Source organism: Escherichia sp. KTE172, assembly GCF_000408845.1.
Lineage (GTDB): Bacteria > Pseudomonadota > Gammaproteobacteria > Enterobacterales > Enterobacteriaceae > Escherichia > Escherichia coli.
Genome location: NZ_KE137316.1, coordinates 1,427,686 through 1,443,028 on the forward strand (window position 1 = coordinate 1,427,686; position 15,343 = coordinate 1,443,028).

Annotated in this window: 16 protein-coding genes; 2 read left to right on the forward strand and 14 right to left on the reverse strand. The window is 50.1% G+C overall.

Annotation, left to right across the window (positions count from 1 at the left end; translation table 11 throughout):
- The first annotated feature begins 60 nt into the window (after positions 1-60).
- Positions 61-2,067: a bifunctional tRNA (5-methylaminomethyl-2-thiouridine)(34)-methyltransferase MnmC2/FAD-dependent 5-carboxymethylaminomethyl-2-thiouridine(34) oxidoreductase MnmC1 gene (gene mnmC / locus G434_RS16805; protein WP_000682152.1), complete on the forward strand. Its 2,007-nt coding sequence runs from the start codon at positions 61-63 to the stop codon at positions 2,065-2,067.
- A gap of 120 nt (positions 2,068-2,187) precedes the next feature.
- Here the strand turns inward: mnmC and G434_RS16800 are convergent, their stop codons facing one another.
- Genes G434_RS16800 through prmB form a run of 6 tightly spaced genes read right to left on the reverse strand, consistent with a single transcriptional unit; the run spans position 2,188 to position 6,737 of the window.
- A complete protein-coding gene (locus tag G434_RS16800; protein WP_000559764.1) occupies positions 2,188-2,466 on the reverse strand; it encodes a YfcL family protein in 279 nt (92 codons plus the stop codon).
- Between the two features lie 33 nt (positions 2,467-2,499).
- Positions 2,500-3,048, reverse strand: coding sequence for an elongation factor P hydroxylase (gene epmC, locus G434_RS16795; protein WP_001089220.1), 549 nt, complete (start codon positions 3,046-3,048; stop codon positions 2,500-2,502).
- Positions 3,048-3,857, reverse strand: a complete 810-nt coding sequence (locus G434_RS16790) for a sulfite exporter TauE/SafE family protein (protein ID WP_000447361.1) — start codon at positions 3,855-3,857, stop codon at positions 3,048-3,050. Before G434_RS16790 ends, epmC begins: the two co-directional genes overlap by 1 nt.
- On the reverse strand, positions 3,857-4,681 hold the full coding sequence (gene mepA, locus G434_RS16785; protein ID WP_001043827.1) for a penicillin-insensitive murein endopeptidase: 825 nt from the start codon (positions 4,679-4,681) through the stop codon (positions 3,857-3,859). Before mepA ends, G434_RS16790 begins: the two co-directional genes overlap by 1 nt.
- 3 nt (positions 4,682-4,684) lie before the next feature.
- On the reverse strand, positions 4,685-5,770 hold the full coding sequence (gene aroC, locus G434_RS16780; RefSeq protein WP_001297933.1) for a chorismate synthase: 1,086 nt from the start codon (positions 5,768-5,770) through the stop codon (positions 4,685-4,687).
- 34 nt (positions 5,771-5,804) lie between these two features.
- Positions 5,805-6,737: a 50S ribosomal protein L3 N(5)-glutamine methyltransferase gene (gene prmB / locus G434_RS16775; protein WP_001309606.1), complete on the reverse strand. Its 933-nt coding sequence runs from the start codon at positions 6,735-6,737 to the stop codon at positions 5,805-5,807.
- A gap of 165 nt (positions 6,738-6,902) precedes the next feature.
- Between prmB and smrB the strand changes: the two genes are divergently transcribed.
- Positions 6,903-7,454, forward strand: a complete 552-nt coding sequence (gene smrB / locus G434_RS16770; protein WP_000730805.1) for an endonuclease SmrB — start codon at positions 6,903-6,905, stop codon at positions 7,452-7,454.
- A 140-nt stretch (positions 7,455-7,594) separates the two neighbouring features.
- Here the strand turns inward: smrB and G434_RS16765 are convergent, their stop codons facing one another.
- The 8 genes from G434_RS16765 to sixA all read right to left on the reverse strand — a co-directional run bounded on the left by G434_RS16765 (position 7,595) and on the right by sixA (position 15,161).
- Positions 7,595-8,458: a StfH/YfcO family fimbrial adhesin gene (locus G434_RS16765; RefSeq protein WP_012602831.1), complete on the reverse strand. Its 864-nt coding sequence runs from the start codon at positions 8,456-8,458 to the stop codon at positions 7,595-7,597.
- A complete protein-coding gene (locus tag G434_RS16760; protein WP_000725949.1) occupies positions 8,445-8,969 on the reverse strand; it encodes a fimbrial protein in 525 nt (174 codons plus the stop codon). The genes G434_RS16765 and G434_RS16760 overlap by 14 nt, the downstream gene beginning before the upstream one ends.
- The gene (locus G434_RS16755) at positions 8,966-9,436 is read right to left on the reverse strand and encodes a fimbrial protein (protein WP_000822673.1); all 471 of its coding nucleotides are present in this window, start codon (positions 9,434-9,436) and stop codon (positions 8,966-8,968) included. The genes G434_RS16760 and G434_RS16755 overlap by 4 nt, the downstream gene beginning before the upstream one ends.
- Positions 9,433-9,981 (reverse strand): fimbrial protein, encoded by a 549-nt coding sequence (locus G434_RS16750; RefSeq protein WP_023156814.1) that lies wholly within the window; start codon positions 9,979-9,981, stop codon positions 9,433-9,435. The genes G434_RS16755 and G434_RS16750 overlap by 4 nt, the downstream gene beginning before the upstream one ends.
- The gene (locus tag G434_RS16745) at positions 9,956-10,705 is read right to left on the reverse strand and encodes a fimbria/pilus periplasmic chaperone (protein ID WP_000170521.1); all 750 of its coding nucleotides are present in this window, start codon (positions 10,703-10,705) and stop codon (positions 9,956-9,958) included. Before G434_RS16745 ends, G434_RS16750 begins: the two co-directional genes overlap by 26 nt.
- Positions 10,706-10,724: 19 nt before the next feature.
- Positions 10,725-13,364: a fimbrial biogenesis outer membrane usher protein gene (locus G434_RS16740; protein ID WP_001114068.1), complete on the reverse strand. Its 2,640-nt coding sequence runs from the start codon at positions 13,362-13,364 to the stop codon at positions 10,725-10,727.
- 83 nt (positions 13,365-13,447) lie between these two features.
- Complete coding sequence (locus G434_RS16735; RefSeq protein ID WP_000033306.1) at positions 13,448-14,014, reverse strand: fimbrial protein; 567 nt, start codon at positions 14,012-14,014, stop codon at positions 13,448-13,450.
- 661 nt (positions 14,015-14,675) lie between these two features.
- Positions 14,676-15,161, reverse strand: a complete 486-nt coding sequence (gene sixA / locus G434_RS16730) for a phosphohistidine phosphatase SixA (protein WP_001195819.1) — start codon at positions 15,159-15,161, stop codon at positions 14,676-14,678.
- Positions 15,162-15,343 lie beyond the last annotated feature (182 nt).

Genomic DNA, 15,343 nt, shown 5'->3' on the forward strand with positions numbered 1-15,343 from the left:
TTGCGCAGCCTGACACACATCGCTAAGATCGAGGCACCGCCTGTAAGACGAGTAGCTTACGTGAAACACAACGCCATACAACCTGCCAACCTCGAATTTAATGCTGAGGGTACACCTGTTTCCCGAGATTTTGACGATGTCTATTTTTCCAACGATAACGGACTGGAAGAGACACGCTATGTTTTTCTCGGAGGTAACCAATTAGAGGCACGCTTTCCTGAGCATCCACATCCTCTGTTTGTGGTAGCAGAGAGCGGCTTCGGCACCGGATTAAACTTCCTGACGCTATGGCAGGCATTTGTTCAGTTTCGCGAAGCACATCCGCAAGCGCAATTACAACGCTTACATTTCATCAGTTTTGAGAAATTTCCCCTCACCCGTGCGGATTTAGCCTTAGCGCATCAACACTGGCCGGAACTGGCACCGTGGGCAGAAAAACTTCAGGCGCAGTGGCCTTTGCCCTTGCCCGGTTGCCATCGTTTATTGCTCGATGAAGGCCGCGTGACGCTGGATTTATGGTTTGGCGATATTAATGAACTGACCAGCCAACTGGACGATTCGCTAAATCAAAAAGTAGATGCCTGGTTTCTGGACGGCTTTGCGCCAGCGAAAAACCCGGATATGTGGACGCAAAATCTGTTTAACGCCATGGCAAGGTTGGCGCGTCCGGGCGGCACGCTGGCGACATTTACGTCTGCCGGTTTTGTCCGCCGTGGTTTACAGGAAGCCGGATTCACGATGCAAAAACGTAAGGGCTTTGGGCGCAAACGGGAAATGCTTTGTGGGGTGATGGAGCAAGCATTACCCCTCCCCTGCTCCACGCCGTGGTTTAACCGCACGGGCAGCAGCAAACGGGAAGCGGCGATTATCGGCGGTGGTATTGCCAGCGCGTTGTTGTCGCTGGCGCTATTGCGTCGCGGCTGGCAGGTAACACTTTATTGCGCGGATGAGGCCCCCGCACTGGGTGCTTCCGGCAATCGCCAGGGGGCGCTGTATCCGCTCTTAAGTAAACACGATGAGGCGCTGAACCGCTTTTTCTCTAATGCGTTTACTTTTGCTCGTCAGTTTTACGACCAATTACCCGTTAAATTTGATCATGACTGGTGCGGCGTCACGCAGTTAGGCTGGGATGAGAAAAGCCAGCATAAAATCGCACAGATGCTGTCAATGGATTTACCCGAAGAACTGGCTGTAGCCGTTGAGGCAAATGCGGTTGAACAAATTACGGGCGTTACGACAAATTGCAGCGGTATTACTTATTCGGAAGGTGGCTGGCTGTGTCCGGCAGAACTAACCCGTAATGTGCTGGAACTGGCGCAACAGCAAGGTTTACAGATTCATTATCAATATCAGTTGCAGGATTTATCCCGTAAGGATGACTGTTGGTTGCTGAATTTTGCAGGAGATCAGCAAGCAACACACAATGTAGTGGTACTGGCGAACGGGCATCAAATCAGCGGTTTCAGCCAAACATCGACTCTGCCAGTGTATTCGGTTGCCGGACAGGTCAGCCATATTCCGACAACGCCGGAACTGGCAAAACTGAAGCAGGTGCTGTGCTATGACGGTTATCTCACGCCACAAAATCCGGCGAATCAACATCATTGTATTGGTGCCAGTTATCATCGCGGCAGCGAAGATACGGCGTACAGTGAGGACGATCAGCAGCAGAATCGCCAGCGGTTGATTGATTGTTTCCCGCAGGCGCAGTGGGCAAAAGAGGTTGATGTCAGTGATAAAGAGGCGCGCTGCGGTGTGCGTTGTGCCACTCGCGATCATCTGCCAATGGTAGGTAATGTTCCCGATTATGACGCTACACTCGTGGAATATGCGTCGCTGGCGGAGCAGAAAGATGAGGCGGTAAGCGCACCGGTTTATGACGATCTCTTTATGGTTGCTGCTTTGGGTTCTCGCGGTTTGTGCTCTGCCCCGCTGTGTGCCGAGATTCTGGCGGCGCAGATGAGTGAAGAACCGATTCCGATGGATGCCAGTACGCTGGCGGCGTTAAATCCGAATAGGTTATGGGTGCGGAAATTGTTGAAGGGTAAAGCAGTTAAGGCTGGGTAACCAGCTTTGGCAGTGTTTGTCGGATGCGGCGTGAACGCCTTATCCGACCTACGTGTGACGTGTAGGCCTGATAAGACGCGATAAGCGTCGCATCAGGCATGGTGCTCCAGACGCCGCAACTTACTGCTGTGACGCCTGCTGAAACAGGTTTTCCCACATATCGGTCACCAGCGCCTGGTCACGCGGCGACAATTCACCGGCACCAATGGCTTTTTCCAGACTCTGGCTAACGGTCGTATGTACCGCCTGGGCGGAGTGGTCATCACCACTTTCCAGTTCTGCGATGGCTAATGTCAGGTGGCCACGCAAATACCCACTGGCAAACAACTCATCATCACTGGCATGGTCAACCATACCGTCGATTAATGCCAGAATGCGTGATTCAAACTCCGCGATCATCTTCTTTCCTCATTGTAAAACGTGGCGCTGGCTTTAGTTGAGCGCTTCCGGCCACGGGAACTGTTCCGCCGTAAGTTCCGGCGTGTGATAATAATTTTGTAATGCTTTAATGAAGCGTGCCGGGCGTTCAGGAATGCCGTTTTCCAGATAATCCATCACCTGTGCATGTACCCGCCGTTGAAACACCACACGATCCGGTTCGAAGTCGCCTTCCAGATTGTCGCAACTGACGTTAAACGGATATCCCGCCGCCACACAGAACAACCAGTCCAGCGCCTGCGGCTTCACTTCAACATCTTCAAACTGGCTTTGCGTTTGGGCATCGCGTCCGTCCGGGCAATACCAGTAGCCGAAATCAACCAGCTCACGGCGCGCTTTCCCGGCAATACACCAGTGCGAAATCTCGTGGATGGCGCTGGCATAAAAGCCATGAGCAAAGACGATTCGGTTATACGGTACTTCCGCATCAGCAGGAAGATAGATCGGTTCGTCGTCGCCTTTAATCAGACGGGTATTAAAATCATCGGCAAAGCAGCTATTAAAAATTTCAATCAACTGCTCATAGTGGTGTGTACTGTTCATTAGTTCATCCCCAACCAGTGGAGGATCTCCTGTCCGTGGCTATCGTAAAGTAATTTGGCACTCATCACCGCTGAGACAATAACAATCATCGGGCGGATCAGCTTTTGTCCTTTGCTCAACACCAGTCGTGAACCCATGCGCGCGCCGAGGAACTGCCCCACCAGCATCACGAATCCTGTCGCCCAAATCACTTTGCCACCGAGAATAAACAGCAGTAAACCGCCGATATTTGACGTTGCGTTGAGTAATTTGGCGTGAGCCGTGGCTTTGGCGAGGTTGAATCCGCACAGCGTAACAAAGGCCAGCGCGTAAAACGATCCCGCTGCCGGACCAAAGAAGCCGTCATAAAAACCGACGCAGCCACCGGCAATTAACGCGAAGGGTAAACCGTACATCCGGCGCTGGCGATCTTCTTCACCCAGCTTTGGCATCAGCAAGAAATAGAGGCCGATACAAATCACCAGAATGGGCAAAATCTGCCGTAAGACATCAGCCTGAACATACTGCACCAGCAATGCGCCGCTCATTGAGCCGACAAAGGTCATGGCGATATTGAGTTTCTGATCGCTTAAACTAACCACTTTGCGGCGAATAAAGTAGATAGTGGCGGAAATAGAGCCACCGCAGGCTTGCAGTTTATTGGTTGCCAGCGCGTTAGCGGGAGACATCCCCGCCGCCATCAATGCCGGAATGGTGAGTAACCCACCGCCACCGGCAATCGAGTCGATAAATCCCGCCAGCATGGCGACAAAAAAGAGAACTCCCAGCAACAGCGGGGAAACCATAAACAGGCTATTAAACGTTTCCATTAGATCACGTGCTCATCCAGTAGCGCCTGGCAGGAAGGCGGCAACGGAGGCGGTGTCTTCTTCTCAGGCTTTGTTGTTCCCGGTTTTGGAGGTTCAAACCAGCTTTGCAGTTCTGCCCCGCAACCATCGCCTGGTGGCGGTAAAGGTTGATCTTCACACTCCAGACTATCGGCAGGACAACGTAATCGTACATGCATATGCGCGCGATGCTGGAACCAGGGTCGCACTTTGCGCAACCAGTCGCGATCGGTGCCCGCATCAAGGCAAAGTTGTTGTTTAATCGCCGGATTAACAAAAATGCGCGTGACGTCTTTGTCCTGGGCGGCGAGTTTGATCAAGCTGAAAATTTCTGGCTTCCACAGCGTCGGAACAACGTGTTTACCGTCGCGGGAAACTAAATCTAACGCTTGCGGGCGCAAGAGCTGCGCGGAGGTCCAGCGTGTTTTTGGCAGTTGCAGGAAGATGTCCACATCCAGTCCGGTCTGGTGGCTGGCGTGACCGCCGTTGAAACGACCACCAGCAGGCATCCCCATATCGCCAATCAGCACCGTGCCCAAGCTCAGATTGCTCACCTGGCTACTCAGACGCTGGATAAACATCACCAGATCCGGGTGTCCGAAATAGCGACGCTGATCGGTACGCATGACCTGATAATGTTCGGACTGTATCGGCAGCGTGTCAGCGCCGACGATACAGCCATTAGAAAAACTGCCTATCGATTGTGCGCTACCCGGCACAGGTTGGGTTATTTTTTGCCACGGCGTCGCTGCCAGGCTGGCGCTACTGGCAAGCAGGGCCAGCAGCGCAATCGCGGTTTTGTTCATTTTTTACCAGCGTGGAATATCAGTCTTCACATCGGCATTTTGCGCCCGCTGCCGTAACAGGTGATCCATTAAAACGATCGCCAGCATCGCTTCTGCGATCGGCACCGCACGGATCCCGACACAAGGATCGTGACGGCCTTTGGTGATCATCTCAACTTCTTCGCCAAAGCGGTTAATGGTACGCCCTGGCACGGTAATGCTGGAGGTTGGCTTCAGCGCCATATGGGCAATGATTTGCTGCCCGCTGCTGATACCGCCAAGAATGCCGCCCGCATGGTTGCTCTGGAAACCGTCTTTGGTGATTTCGTCGCGGTTCTGGCTGCCACGCAGCGCCACCACGTCAAAACCATCACCAATTTCTACGCCTTTCACCGCGTTGATGCTCATCAGCGCATGGGCGATGTCGGCATCCAGGCGGTCAAAGACCGGCTCGCCAAGTCCGGCGGGGACGCCACTGGCAACAACGGTGACTTTCGCGCCGATGGAGTCGCCCTCTTTTTTCAGCGCGCGCATCAGTTCATCTAACGCGTCGATTTTGTCCGGGTCCGGGCAGAAAAACGGATTTTGCTCGACCTGCGACCAGTCTTTGATTTCCAGCGGAATGTCACCCATCTGGGTCAGGCAGCCGCGAATCTCAATGCCAAATTTCTCGGCGAGATATTTTTTTGCAATCGCCCCTGCCGCCACGCGCATGGCGGTTTCGCGGGCGGAAGAGCGCCCGCCGCCGCGATAATCGCGCAGACCGTATTTTTGTTCGTAGGTGTAATCGGCATGGCCTGGACGGAAAACGTCTTTAATGGCGCTGTAATCCTGAGAACGCTGGTCGGTATTTTCGATCAACAAGCCAATGCTGGTGCCAGTAGTAACACCTTCAAAAACACCGGAGAGTATTTTGACCTGATCCGGCTCGCGGCGCTGGGTGGTATAGCGCGATGTCCCAGGGCGACGACGATCAAGGTCATGTTGCAGGTCCGCTTCCGTCAGCGGAATGCCTGGCGGAACACCATCGACGATGCAGCCGAGCGCCAGCCCGTGCGATTCGCCGAAGGTGGTTACGCGAAAGAGTTGTCCAATTGTGTTTCCAGCCATCACGGCTCCGTTATTGTTGTGTTTGCGTGTTTACTTAATCTTTATAAATCGCGAAATGTTCACGGGCCGCCAGCAGCTGCTCTTTGGTGAGCATAAACACACCATCGCCGCCGTTATCAAACTCCAGCCAGGTGAACGGAACATCCGGATATTGTTCCATAAGATGTACCATGCTGTTGCCGACTTCACAAATCAGCACGCCATCATCAGCGAGGTAATCTGCCGCGTTACCGAGAATGCGACGCGTCAGTTTCAGGCCGTCGGTGCCAGATGCCAGGCCCAGTTCCGGCTCGTGGCGGTATTCATTTGGCAGGTCGGACATATCTTCCGCATCGACGTACGGCGGGTTAGTGACGATCAGGTCGTACTGTACTTTCGGCAAATCACGGAACAGATCGGAGCGAATCGGGATGACGTTGTGGATCAGACCGTGTTCTTCGATGTTCTGTTCAGCAACCGCCAGCGCGTCGGGAGAGATATCCACCGCGTCAACTTCCGCATCCGGGAAGGCATAAGCACAGGCAATGGCGATGCAGCCGCTACCGGTACACATATCTAAAATATGCTGCGGTTGCTTGCTGATAAGTCCGGCAAATTTATTGTTGATCAGTTCACCAATCGGCGAGCGCGGCACCAGCACGCGTTCATCGACGTAAAATTCATGACCGCAGAACCACGCTTTGTTAGTCAGGTAAGCCACCGGAATGCGTTCATTGACGCGGCGGATCACGCGCTCAACAATACGGTGTTTTTCGCTGGAGGTCAGACGCGCGGTGCGCATATCTTCCGGGATATCCAGCGGCAGGTAGAGTGAAGGCAACACCAGTTGCACGGCTTCATCCCACGGGTTGTCAGTGCCGTGGCCGTACCAGATATTCGCCGCGCTGAAGCGGCTCACCGACCAGCGCAACATGTCCTGAATGGTTTGCAGCTCATTTACTGCTTCATCAACGAAAATTTTATCCACGTATTCCTCCAGGGCATGATCGCAATAATTTCGGCGGCTAGTTTGCCATGAAGATGACGATAAATCAGCATTCACGCGCGGTGAGTGCGGAAAAATACGTTTAAAACGATCGATTGCGCTACGAGTCGGGTAAACTGTAGGAAAATTAGAAATAGAGACAGATAAATGAAAAAGAAAACAACACTTAGCGAGGAGGACCAGGCGCTGTTTCGACAGTTGATGGCGGGGACTCGCAAGATTAAGCAGGACACGATTGTCCACCGACCGCAGCGTAAGAAAATCAGCGAAGTGCCGGTGAAACGGTTGATTCAGGAGCAGGCCGATGCCAGCCATTATTTTTCCGATGAATTTCAGCCGTTATTGAATACCGAAGGTCCGGTGAAATATGTTCGCCCGGATGTCAGCCATTTTGAGGCGAAGAAGTTACGCCGTGGCGATTATTCACCGGAGCTGTTTTTGGATTTGCACGGTTTGACGCAGCTGCAAGCCAAGCAGGAGTTAGGCGCATTGATTGCCGCCTGTCGCCGCGAACATGTGTTTTGTGCCTGCGTGATGCATGGTCATGGGAAGCATATTTTGAAGCAGCAAACGCCGCTGTGGCTGGCGCAACATCCGCATGTGATGGCATTTCACCAGGCACCAAAAGAGTACGGTGGTGATGCGGCATTGCTGGTGTTGATTGAAGTGGATGAGTGGTTGCCGCCGGAATTACCGTGAATGCTGGCATCGAATGCCGGATGCGGCGTGAATGCCTTATCCGGCCGATAAAAATATGATAATTCAATAAATTGTGATTCATTTCGTAGGCCTGATAAGACGCGTCGGCGTCACATCAGGCATCAGTGCACAACGACGAGCTACAACTCATTCAATACATACTGAAAACGACACGTAGAATCAATCGGTTGCCGACTGCTGGTATTCACCTTCACCACGATATCATGTAACTCTTTATCGGTTACCGGATGACGTGTGGGGGTCACCGTTACCGTTGATTTGTCGCAGCCATAAGAGGTAAAGGTTAACAGTTCTGATACCGCACGGCAGTATGCACCTCTACTATCAAAAACGCTGCCGTCACAGAGTTTGCCGTTTTCCATCAGGTAGGTCGAAAGCGTAGTGGTAATTGTCGACCCCGTGGACTGTAGCTGTAGCGCTTTATTATGACTGACATAATTTTCACTCCAGGAGATATCATAGGAGGCGACCGGTATCGTTGGGCATATTGAGTTATGCACAGTCGGGCTCGTGTAGCTTCCAAATCCAGATAAGTTTGTATATGAATAAAAGGACGCGATCCACGGGCAACCATAATTATCAGATGCAACGGTGATCTTTAAGGTCATATATGCACAACGGAAAATATCCGTATCAATACCGGGGCAATGTGAATTATTAATCGTATCATAATCCGTTATAACCAGAGTTGGTGCCGGACCCGACCCCGTCCAGGAAATACGCGGAAGCGTATCCCCCTTACGCGCAAGAAAACTATATTTTCCATATGCAACCTCCCCTGGTGTTACCACCGTAACATTGAGAACAATAGACGAAGCTATCCCTGTTATCGTGTCCATCGCATAATAAATTCTCACACTGTCGAAACTTGAACTCATAAGTTTATCCCCAGCATAGCTCCTGGGTGTGCCGACAACATTCAGGACAAGCAGCATCAGGCTCGCGAAAAATAGGGTCCATTTTTTCATGTTATAAATACTCAAAGGTTGCCGTCACAGTGGCGTTAAAGTCACCGGACGTTACATTTCGCCCGCTCTTCGCCTGTAACCAGGCATTAAAATTTAGGCTGTTATTTCCCTGATTCAGCGGGAGCGTGACGCCTGTTGTATTGTTGACTGGCACTGGTATACCTGCCGCTGTTTCAATTCCAATCCCAGCGCCGGACGCAGAAGACGAGGCGTCAAAAGCCAGAAATCCGGGCAGTTCACTATCTTCTGTTCCCGTTAACGTGACTCTGACACTCAGCGATGTAGAACTTTGACAATCCTTCAATTGAATGACCAACGGCACTCGCTCTGACTGCCCAATGTTCATTAAATCGCTGGCGGCAATGGCAGGAAAATGTACCTCTGCCAACTGGCTACCGTTGATCACTGGTGTACACGATTTACTGATTAAATTGCCGGTAAAGTGCAGATTATCTACCGCTGTTGTGGTGCCGCTGTTCAGCAACAGCAGGCTATTGATAAAAATCAACGCACACTTTTTCTTCATTGATAATCCACCTGTAACGTGGCCCAGGCTTCAAAGTCCGCCTCAGGCAGATCAACACCACTCTTTTTTACTGGCACAGCCGTTAACACCGGTAAATCGGTTTCATTCACCACGAGTGGCGTATTGATCCTAAAACGCTGCCCAGCCTGTTTAAGCTGAATACCTAATCCAGTGATATTGCTGCTTACTGCGGCATCATCAAAATCGCTTTGTGTGCCACTCCAGCTCAAGGTCATTTCCATTGATGGGTCGCGAACCGCCGTATCACAGGTAATGGAATACGGCACCGTTTGCTCATAATTACTGCCATTAATGTCATCAACAAACACATCCTGAAAGGTGATTTCAATGGTTTGAGCGTTGCTAATAGTGCAGTTAGGCGGCTGCACTAAATAGCCGTGAAAAGAGACATTTGAGAGTGCCATCGAGCAAAAGCCCCACAGCACAAGAAGTGAGATCCGTTTCATTGATAATCCACCACAATTGTGGCGCTGGCGTTAAATTCCGCTGCCGCTAAGGTTGTACCACTCTGTTTCACCGGCACGGCTTCAAGTGCAGGGATGCCCGAGGAAAAATTAAACGGCAACCATGAACCAGACGTTAAGTCGAGTATTGAGTGATCACTACTTTTTTGAACCCGAATACCAAACCCTGGAATACCTGTGCTGATAACTGTTTCACCGTTAATCACGACCGTTGTCGCCTGCATCTGTAAACGCAAGTCATCCATTGCCAAATTGTTGCAAACAAGCGAGTAGTCAATGGGACGGTTATAACTCACCCCATCGATCTTATTAATGAATACATTACCAAACTCAACTGCCGCACCATTTACCGTACAAGGAGGAGGGGCATCAACAAGCACCCGTAAATTCATACTTACTGACTTACTCGCTGCAACTGCAAAGCCGCTACCAACACAACATATCAGTAACCCAGTTACCGCCCAGACAGAACAAGATCCTTTCATACTGGCTCTCCCGTCATTAGCCTTTGCGGCTCTGCTCTTCATCAACCTGGCAACTGTTACCGTTGCAGGTGAAAAAGAGCGGCATCCGAGCGCCATAGTCGTTGACATAGGTCAGTACCGGCACGCTACCCATCTTCACATTCAGCGGTGCAGAGGTTTTCGGCGACATCACTATTGGCGAGAAACCGGCTGCCGGATTGCCATTTTTCTGTGCGCTGGCATTACTGAAAATGACGTAATACGGCGTCGGGTTATTGACAGTAAATTCCTGACCGTTGCGGGTTAAGGTCACTTTATGCTGCCATGGGTTTTGCGTGGTGTTTTTTTCCAGAGCTTTCGGTCGCCAGAAAAGTTTGATACGCGTCTGAAGAGCGATTTGTAGCGTGTTGGATTTGTTCGATTTCGGCGGAATTTCGCGCACGTTGAAATAGAACATCGATTCCCGATCGGCAGGTAATTTATGAATATCCGGCAGGCCCTGAATTTTAACCTGGCCATTCATCATTGCTTCAATGCGCTGTACAGGCGGCAATACCGCCAGCGGCGAGCTGATCTTGACGCCCTTTTCATCTTCAATCCAGCTTTGCGCCAGATAAGGCAGTTTGGGGTCGTTATTACGCAGCGTCACGCTGATAGATTTATCGCTTTCATTAAAAATCAGGCGAGTACGATCGGGCGTTACTGACGCCTGGGTAGAAAAACTTACCGTTGCTGCCAGTAACGACAGTACCGTTGTCAATGTTTTGGCAGAGAGATATTTAGTCATGGATCATTCCTTAATCACGTTATTGGTTCGATGAAACAGACATCGGCGGTTCCATTGGTGTCACCTGTTGTGTCTGCTCCTGAATGACGGGTTGAATATCATGCGGTATGACGGGAGAACTTCCCCCCTTTTGCTGGCATGGCAACAACAAGCCATTGAACAGGTCATTCGGTAACGGGTCTGGCAGGCTGATATCGCAGTGAGATTCACCCTCCCAGAAAACGGTCATATGTTCACCCGGTTTAACGCCTGCCAGATAAACATTACCTTCGTCATCAACCAATCCAACTTGTTGTTGATTATCGTTTTTCACTTCCGCCCCAAATGGCGGATGGCTGCCATCCTGCAAGCGCAGCACTGCCATCGCCTTCTCACCACTGATCACCGCAAATTTACGGTAGCCAATAGCGCCTTCCGTCAGCGTTGCCTGAACCACTGATTTCGTGGCTTCGGCGTTTTCCGGCAGTTTGTTCAAATCGATATAAGCCTGGTTGCGGTAGTAATCATTAACATCTGCCACCACCGCTTTGCCGAACATGTTGGTATAAACGGCGGAACCATTACCTTCAACCGGCACATTAGCAACGCCATCAGCGTCGATTAACAGACGTGTACCGCCCATGTTTTGTGTACGATGCAGCGCCCCGCCGTGAGCAGTCAACGTTGCCCCGCCCTGTAAAGAGATCCCTGCTGAGGTGTATTGCCCTTCATGGTAGTTGGCACTGAGATCAACTTTTGCCAGAGTACCATCGTGGCTGTAGTAGCCATCCACGCTGCTGTGGTTTTCGCTGGTTCCGGCGCTTACCGTGTAGTGGCTGGCGTCATCAATGCGGTGGTACAGGCTCACCTGATTGCTGTCGGCACCGCTGCCATAGTTGCCGTTGTAACTGATGGTGCTGTTGTCGCCCCACGGCAAACTTAAGGACAGATAAACCCCCTTGTCAGCACTTTTATCGTATTCGTAGCGATAACCGGTCAGAGAAACGCTCAAGTTGCGAAGGCTTCCTAAATTGAAATAATGAGAAAGCATCATGTTGTAGTTGGTCTGATCCTGGCGATCCCAGTAGGTATGGTGGGAATAGTTGAGATAGACCGAAACGCGCGCATCCGTGAAGTTCTGGTTATAGGTGACCGTATACATCTCTTTGTCGTTACCGGTGCGCGCCCGGTCGTCGTCGTTCGCATCCAGATACTCGCTCATGGTCATGTAGTTTTTTTCAGAGAAGCGGTATCCAGCAAACGTCACCCGACTGTTGAGTTCATCAAAATCTTTGGCATAGCTGACGCGATAAGAGTTGCCGTCCAGCGTTTTGTTGCCATACACGCTGTTATCGTCGAGTTGAACACGAGAGTGAGTGACATCAAACGCTAACGCGCCTAGCAGCGCCAGGTCACGACCGAGGCCCAGCGCCGCCGACTGGTAGTTTTCATCGGCTAACGCACCGCCGTAGAGCGACCAGCCATTGGCAATCCCCCACGATGCCTCGCCGCCCGAGAAGAAGCTACCTGCAACCTGATGGTCCCAGTTTTGTGGACGCCCCATTGTCACTTTATAACGCACCTGGCCGGGGCGAGTCAGGAACGGCATGGACGCCGTGCTGACGTCGTATTCTTGTACCTGGCCGTTTTGTTCTTCAATGCGGACATGCAGCGTGCCAGAGACGGAATCGCCAATATCCTGAATGCGGAATGGCCCTGCGGGCACCTGGGTTTCGTAAATGACACGGCCCATTTGGGTTACAGTCACTTTAGCGGTAGTGTGTGCAACACCTGAAATATCGGGGGCGTAGCCGCGCAGGTTTGGCGGTAACATTTGATCATCGGTACTGATGCTGCCGCCAATGTAACTGAAGCCATCAAAAATATCGGAGTTGAGATAATCTTCGCCCAGCGAAAGTTTGGCTTTTAATGACGGCAAGGCGCGCCAGGCGTAGTAACGACTCCACTCCCAGTTTTTTTGCGTACCGCTATCGTCAGTGTCGCCGTCATCGTTACTGCGGGTATGCTGATAATCGCTCTGCCAGTCAGCTCGTAAGCGCCACGGCCCAACGTTAACGCCGACCGTACCATTACCGCTGATGTCGTTAGTGTCATCACCCCCATTTTCATGTCGGGTTTGCGCGTTGATACTGTAATCGGCAATAAGCCCAGGGATACCGTCATCCCAGCGCGAAGGCGGGTCCCACTCGCTGTCGGTATATTCCAGATAAGCCTGCGGTACAGAAACAAGGAGTGCAGACTGGCCTAAATCGCCGCTAATTTCTGTACCTGCTAAAAGTGCCGTATTCAGACACTGACCATCGCGGATCCATTGCAAATTCTTCGCAATATCTTCCTTCAGACCAAACTGGGCAACCAGCTCTGGCGATAAGCAGGCATATGATTTATTCGGATCGTTTTCAGTTGCGTACCAGTAGATATCGTAGTCGTCAGGTAACGGCTGATTATTTACATGAACGCGTAAGTTATATTTTCCCGGTTCTACATAGCCTTTTTGCGAAAAACGGCCCAAATCAATTTTGGTATTGCCTTTTAAATCAAGAAATCGGCCATCAAACTGAATGGTATCGTCTGCCAGGGCATTAAATGGACTTCCAGAAATTGCCAGAGCAATCCACCACGAAAGCCCCCGTAAACGGAGAAAAGAATGTTCTGGCATCGGCGTATCCATCCATGATTTTTTATAATTTAGTTATTTGGTAGTTATAAACCCCATAACTTTGCAGCTATGGGGGAAATACATTAGAGATACGTGATCTGGAACGTCGTCAGCGTTTCAAACGGTGCCGGTGTTGGTGTTACAGCATCCGTTTCACCCACTAACCATGCTTTAAAGTTCAGAGTTTGTTTAGGCTTGCCTTTTCCCGTTGAACTGTCCTTCACGATAGGTTGCTTAATCTCTGCTCCCAGTGCATAACCTGTACCGTGCTGGTCACCGATAACCAGGCTAACGTTTGGAATTTCAGTTCCATTATCCATGTTAGACAGAGAATAGTTATCTGCGTTAGTGGAGTACGGATTACCGGTGAATGTGGTAGCCATTGTCGTTTCTGTATTGAAATTACAGTCCTGTAAACGAATCTGGAAATCTTTTGGTGTGGTTGTTTTGCCGCCGGTTAAAGAACCCGTACCGATGCTGCCCATATCCACTTCCAGTTTATGATCGTCAGGAACAATTGAGCACGGGGAGTCTTCAATTGTGCCGTAAAATCTCACTGTACCGTTGTTCCCTGCGGCAACGACTGATGCTGAAGTCAGCGCCCCCATGAGCATTGCCGTGGCAACTGCTGCTTTTACAAACTTACTCATTATTTGTCCTTAAATCATAAATAATTAGAATATAAGCCAACTGAAATATTGACACAGAGCTTCTTCAATTTTTACAGCGACTTTTAAGCAGCCAATGAACAGATTGTCAGCTCCTGAAAAAACAGGTTCCTTGATATAATATTCTTTGGCGCGCCGAACATGTTGATATTTTAATATGACTGATGCAATTTAGATTTTCTAACATTCAAAGTTAGAAAAACTTAATTAATAGGCGGGGATAATAATTACTGAAACTTTTCATCTCAATAATGAAGAATAAGTTCAAAAAAACGGCAAATGCAAAAATCCAGTGAATAAATTAAAGTCAAAAACAATCACATGGCGATGACTATCTTGTGATATTAATTTCGCAACGATATAATATTAAAACACTATAATTAATATAAAATCAAGACCCAATAATATTTTTCACTTTAGTCATTATTTACCTAAAAATGCTTCCAGAAAAATAATTTATGAATAAAAGTAAATTCTCTTTCAATATGTAAATTTTTACAAATAAAAGCGTCATGCCGTATAAAATAAAGACCATTCGATCACAAGCGGATCATTGTTAGTACAATAAGATTGCATAAATTCAACATTGCCAGAAAAAAATAAAGGCCCGATAGATTACACCAGCGGGCCTTGTGCATGCGTATTAAATCGCTTTTGCCATCTTCAGATTACACGGGCTCATCTGCCAGTTGAATGTGCCGTTTCCGCTTTCATCAAGCGTTACGCTGGCAATGGCCGAGGTGGTAAACATAGGCGGCGTTTCGCCCGGACATAACTCAGCAACCAGATACCCGACTAAGGGTAAGTGGGAGATCACCAGTACCGAAGCAACACCTTCATTGGTCAACGCCTGTAAATAGGCACTGACCAGACCAACATCGCCGCAGGGCGTTAACTCCGGCAGAACTTCTGCACTGGAAGGCAGGTTCAGACAATCCCCTACTTCTTCCAGTGTTTGCTCGGCTCGCAGGAACGGGCTCACCAGAACGCGTTCGATTTCCACTTTTTGACCTTTCAGCCAGTTCGCCATCAGGCGAGATTCGTCACAACCGTTAGTAGTCAGAGGACGAACCGAATCACTGGCGGCATCGAGGGCTGCGTCGCCGTGACGCATGATAAAAACTTGCATATTGCACCGCTTTTGTTAACCAGATTCGCCCGTTTTCTTTCATCTGAAACCAGAGAAAGAAAACGGTGGCCGGCATTGTGCCTTATCCATTCACCGAATGAAACGCTGTTTTTTACCTCAATGGCGTAAGTATAGTCAATATGCGTTTACATTTTGAGCAACACTCCGCCATTCAGCGCGGA

Excerpts from the sequence above, each read along its gene's own strand:
- epmC (WP_001089220.1), bottom strand. The coding sequence starts at position 3,048 with ATGAACAGTACACACCACTATGAGCAGTTGATTGAAATTTTTAATAGC.
- G434_RS16740 (WP_001114068.1), bottom strand. The coding sequence starts at position 13,364 with ATGCCAGAACATTCTTTTCTCCGTTTACGGGGGCTTTCGTGGTGGATT.
- mepA (WP_001043827.1), bottom strand. The coding sequence starts at position 4,681 with ATGAACAAAACCGCGATTGCGCTGCTGGCCCTGCTTGCCAGTAGCGCC.
- G434_RS16800 (WP_000559764.1), bottom strand. The coding sequence starts at position 2,466 with ATGATCGCGGAGTTTGAATCACGCATTCTGGCATTAATCGACGGTATG.
- G434_RS16790 (WP_000447361.1), bottom strand. The coding sequence starts at position 3,857 with ATGGAAACGTTTAATAGCCTGTTTATGGTTTCCCCGCTGTTGCTGGGA.
- G434_RS16745 (WP_000170521.1), bottom strand. The coding sequence starts at position 10,705 with ATGACTAAATATCTCTCTGCCAAAACATTGACAACGGTACTGTCGTTA.
- G434_RS16750 (WP_023156814.1), bottom strand. The coding sequence starts at position 9,981 with ATGAAGAGCAGAGCCGCAAAGGCTAATGACGGGAGAGCCAGTATGAAA.
- G434_RS16755 (WP_000822673.1), bottom strand. The coding sequence starts at position 9,436 with ATGAAACGGATCTCACTTCTTGTGCTGTGGGGCTTTTGCTCGATGGCA.
- G434_RS16760 (WP_000725949.1), bottom strand. The coding sequence starts at position 8,969 with ATGAAGAAAAAGTGTGCGTTGATTTTTATCAATAGCCTGCTGTTGCTG.
- smrB (WP_000730805.1), top strand. The coding sequence starts at position 6,903 with ATGAAAAAGAAAACAACACTTAGCGAGGAGGACCAGGCGCTGTTTCGA.
- sixA (WP_001195819.1), bottom strand. The coding sequence starts at position 15,161 with ATGCAAGTTTTTATCATGCGTCACGGCGACGCAGCCCTCGATGCCGCC.
- G434_RS16735 (WP_000033306.1), bottom strand. The coding sequence starts at position 14,014 with ATGAGTAAGTTTGTAAAAGCAGCAGTTGCCACGGCAATGCTCATGGGG.
- aroC (WP_001297933.1), bottom strand. The coding sequence starts at position 5,770 with ATGGCTGGAAACACAATTGGACAACTCTTTCGCGTAACCACCTTCGGC.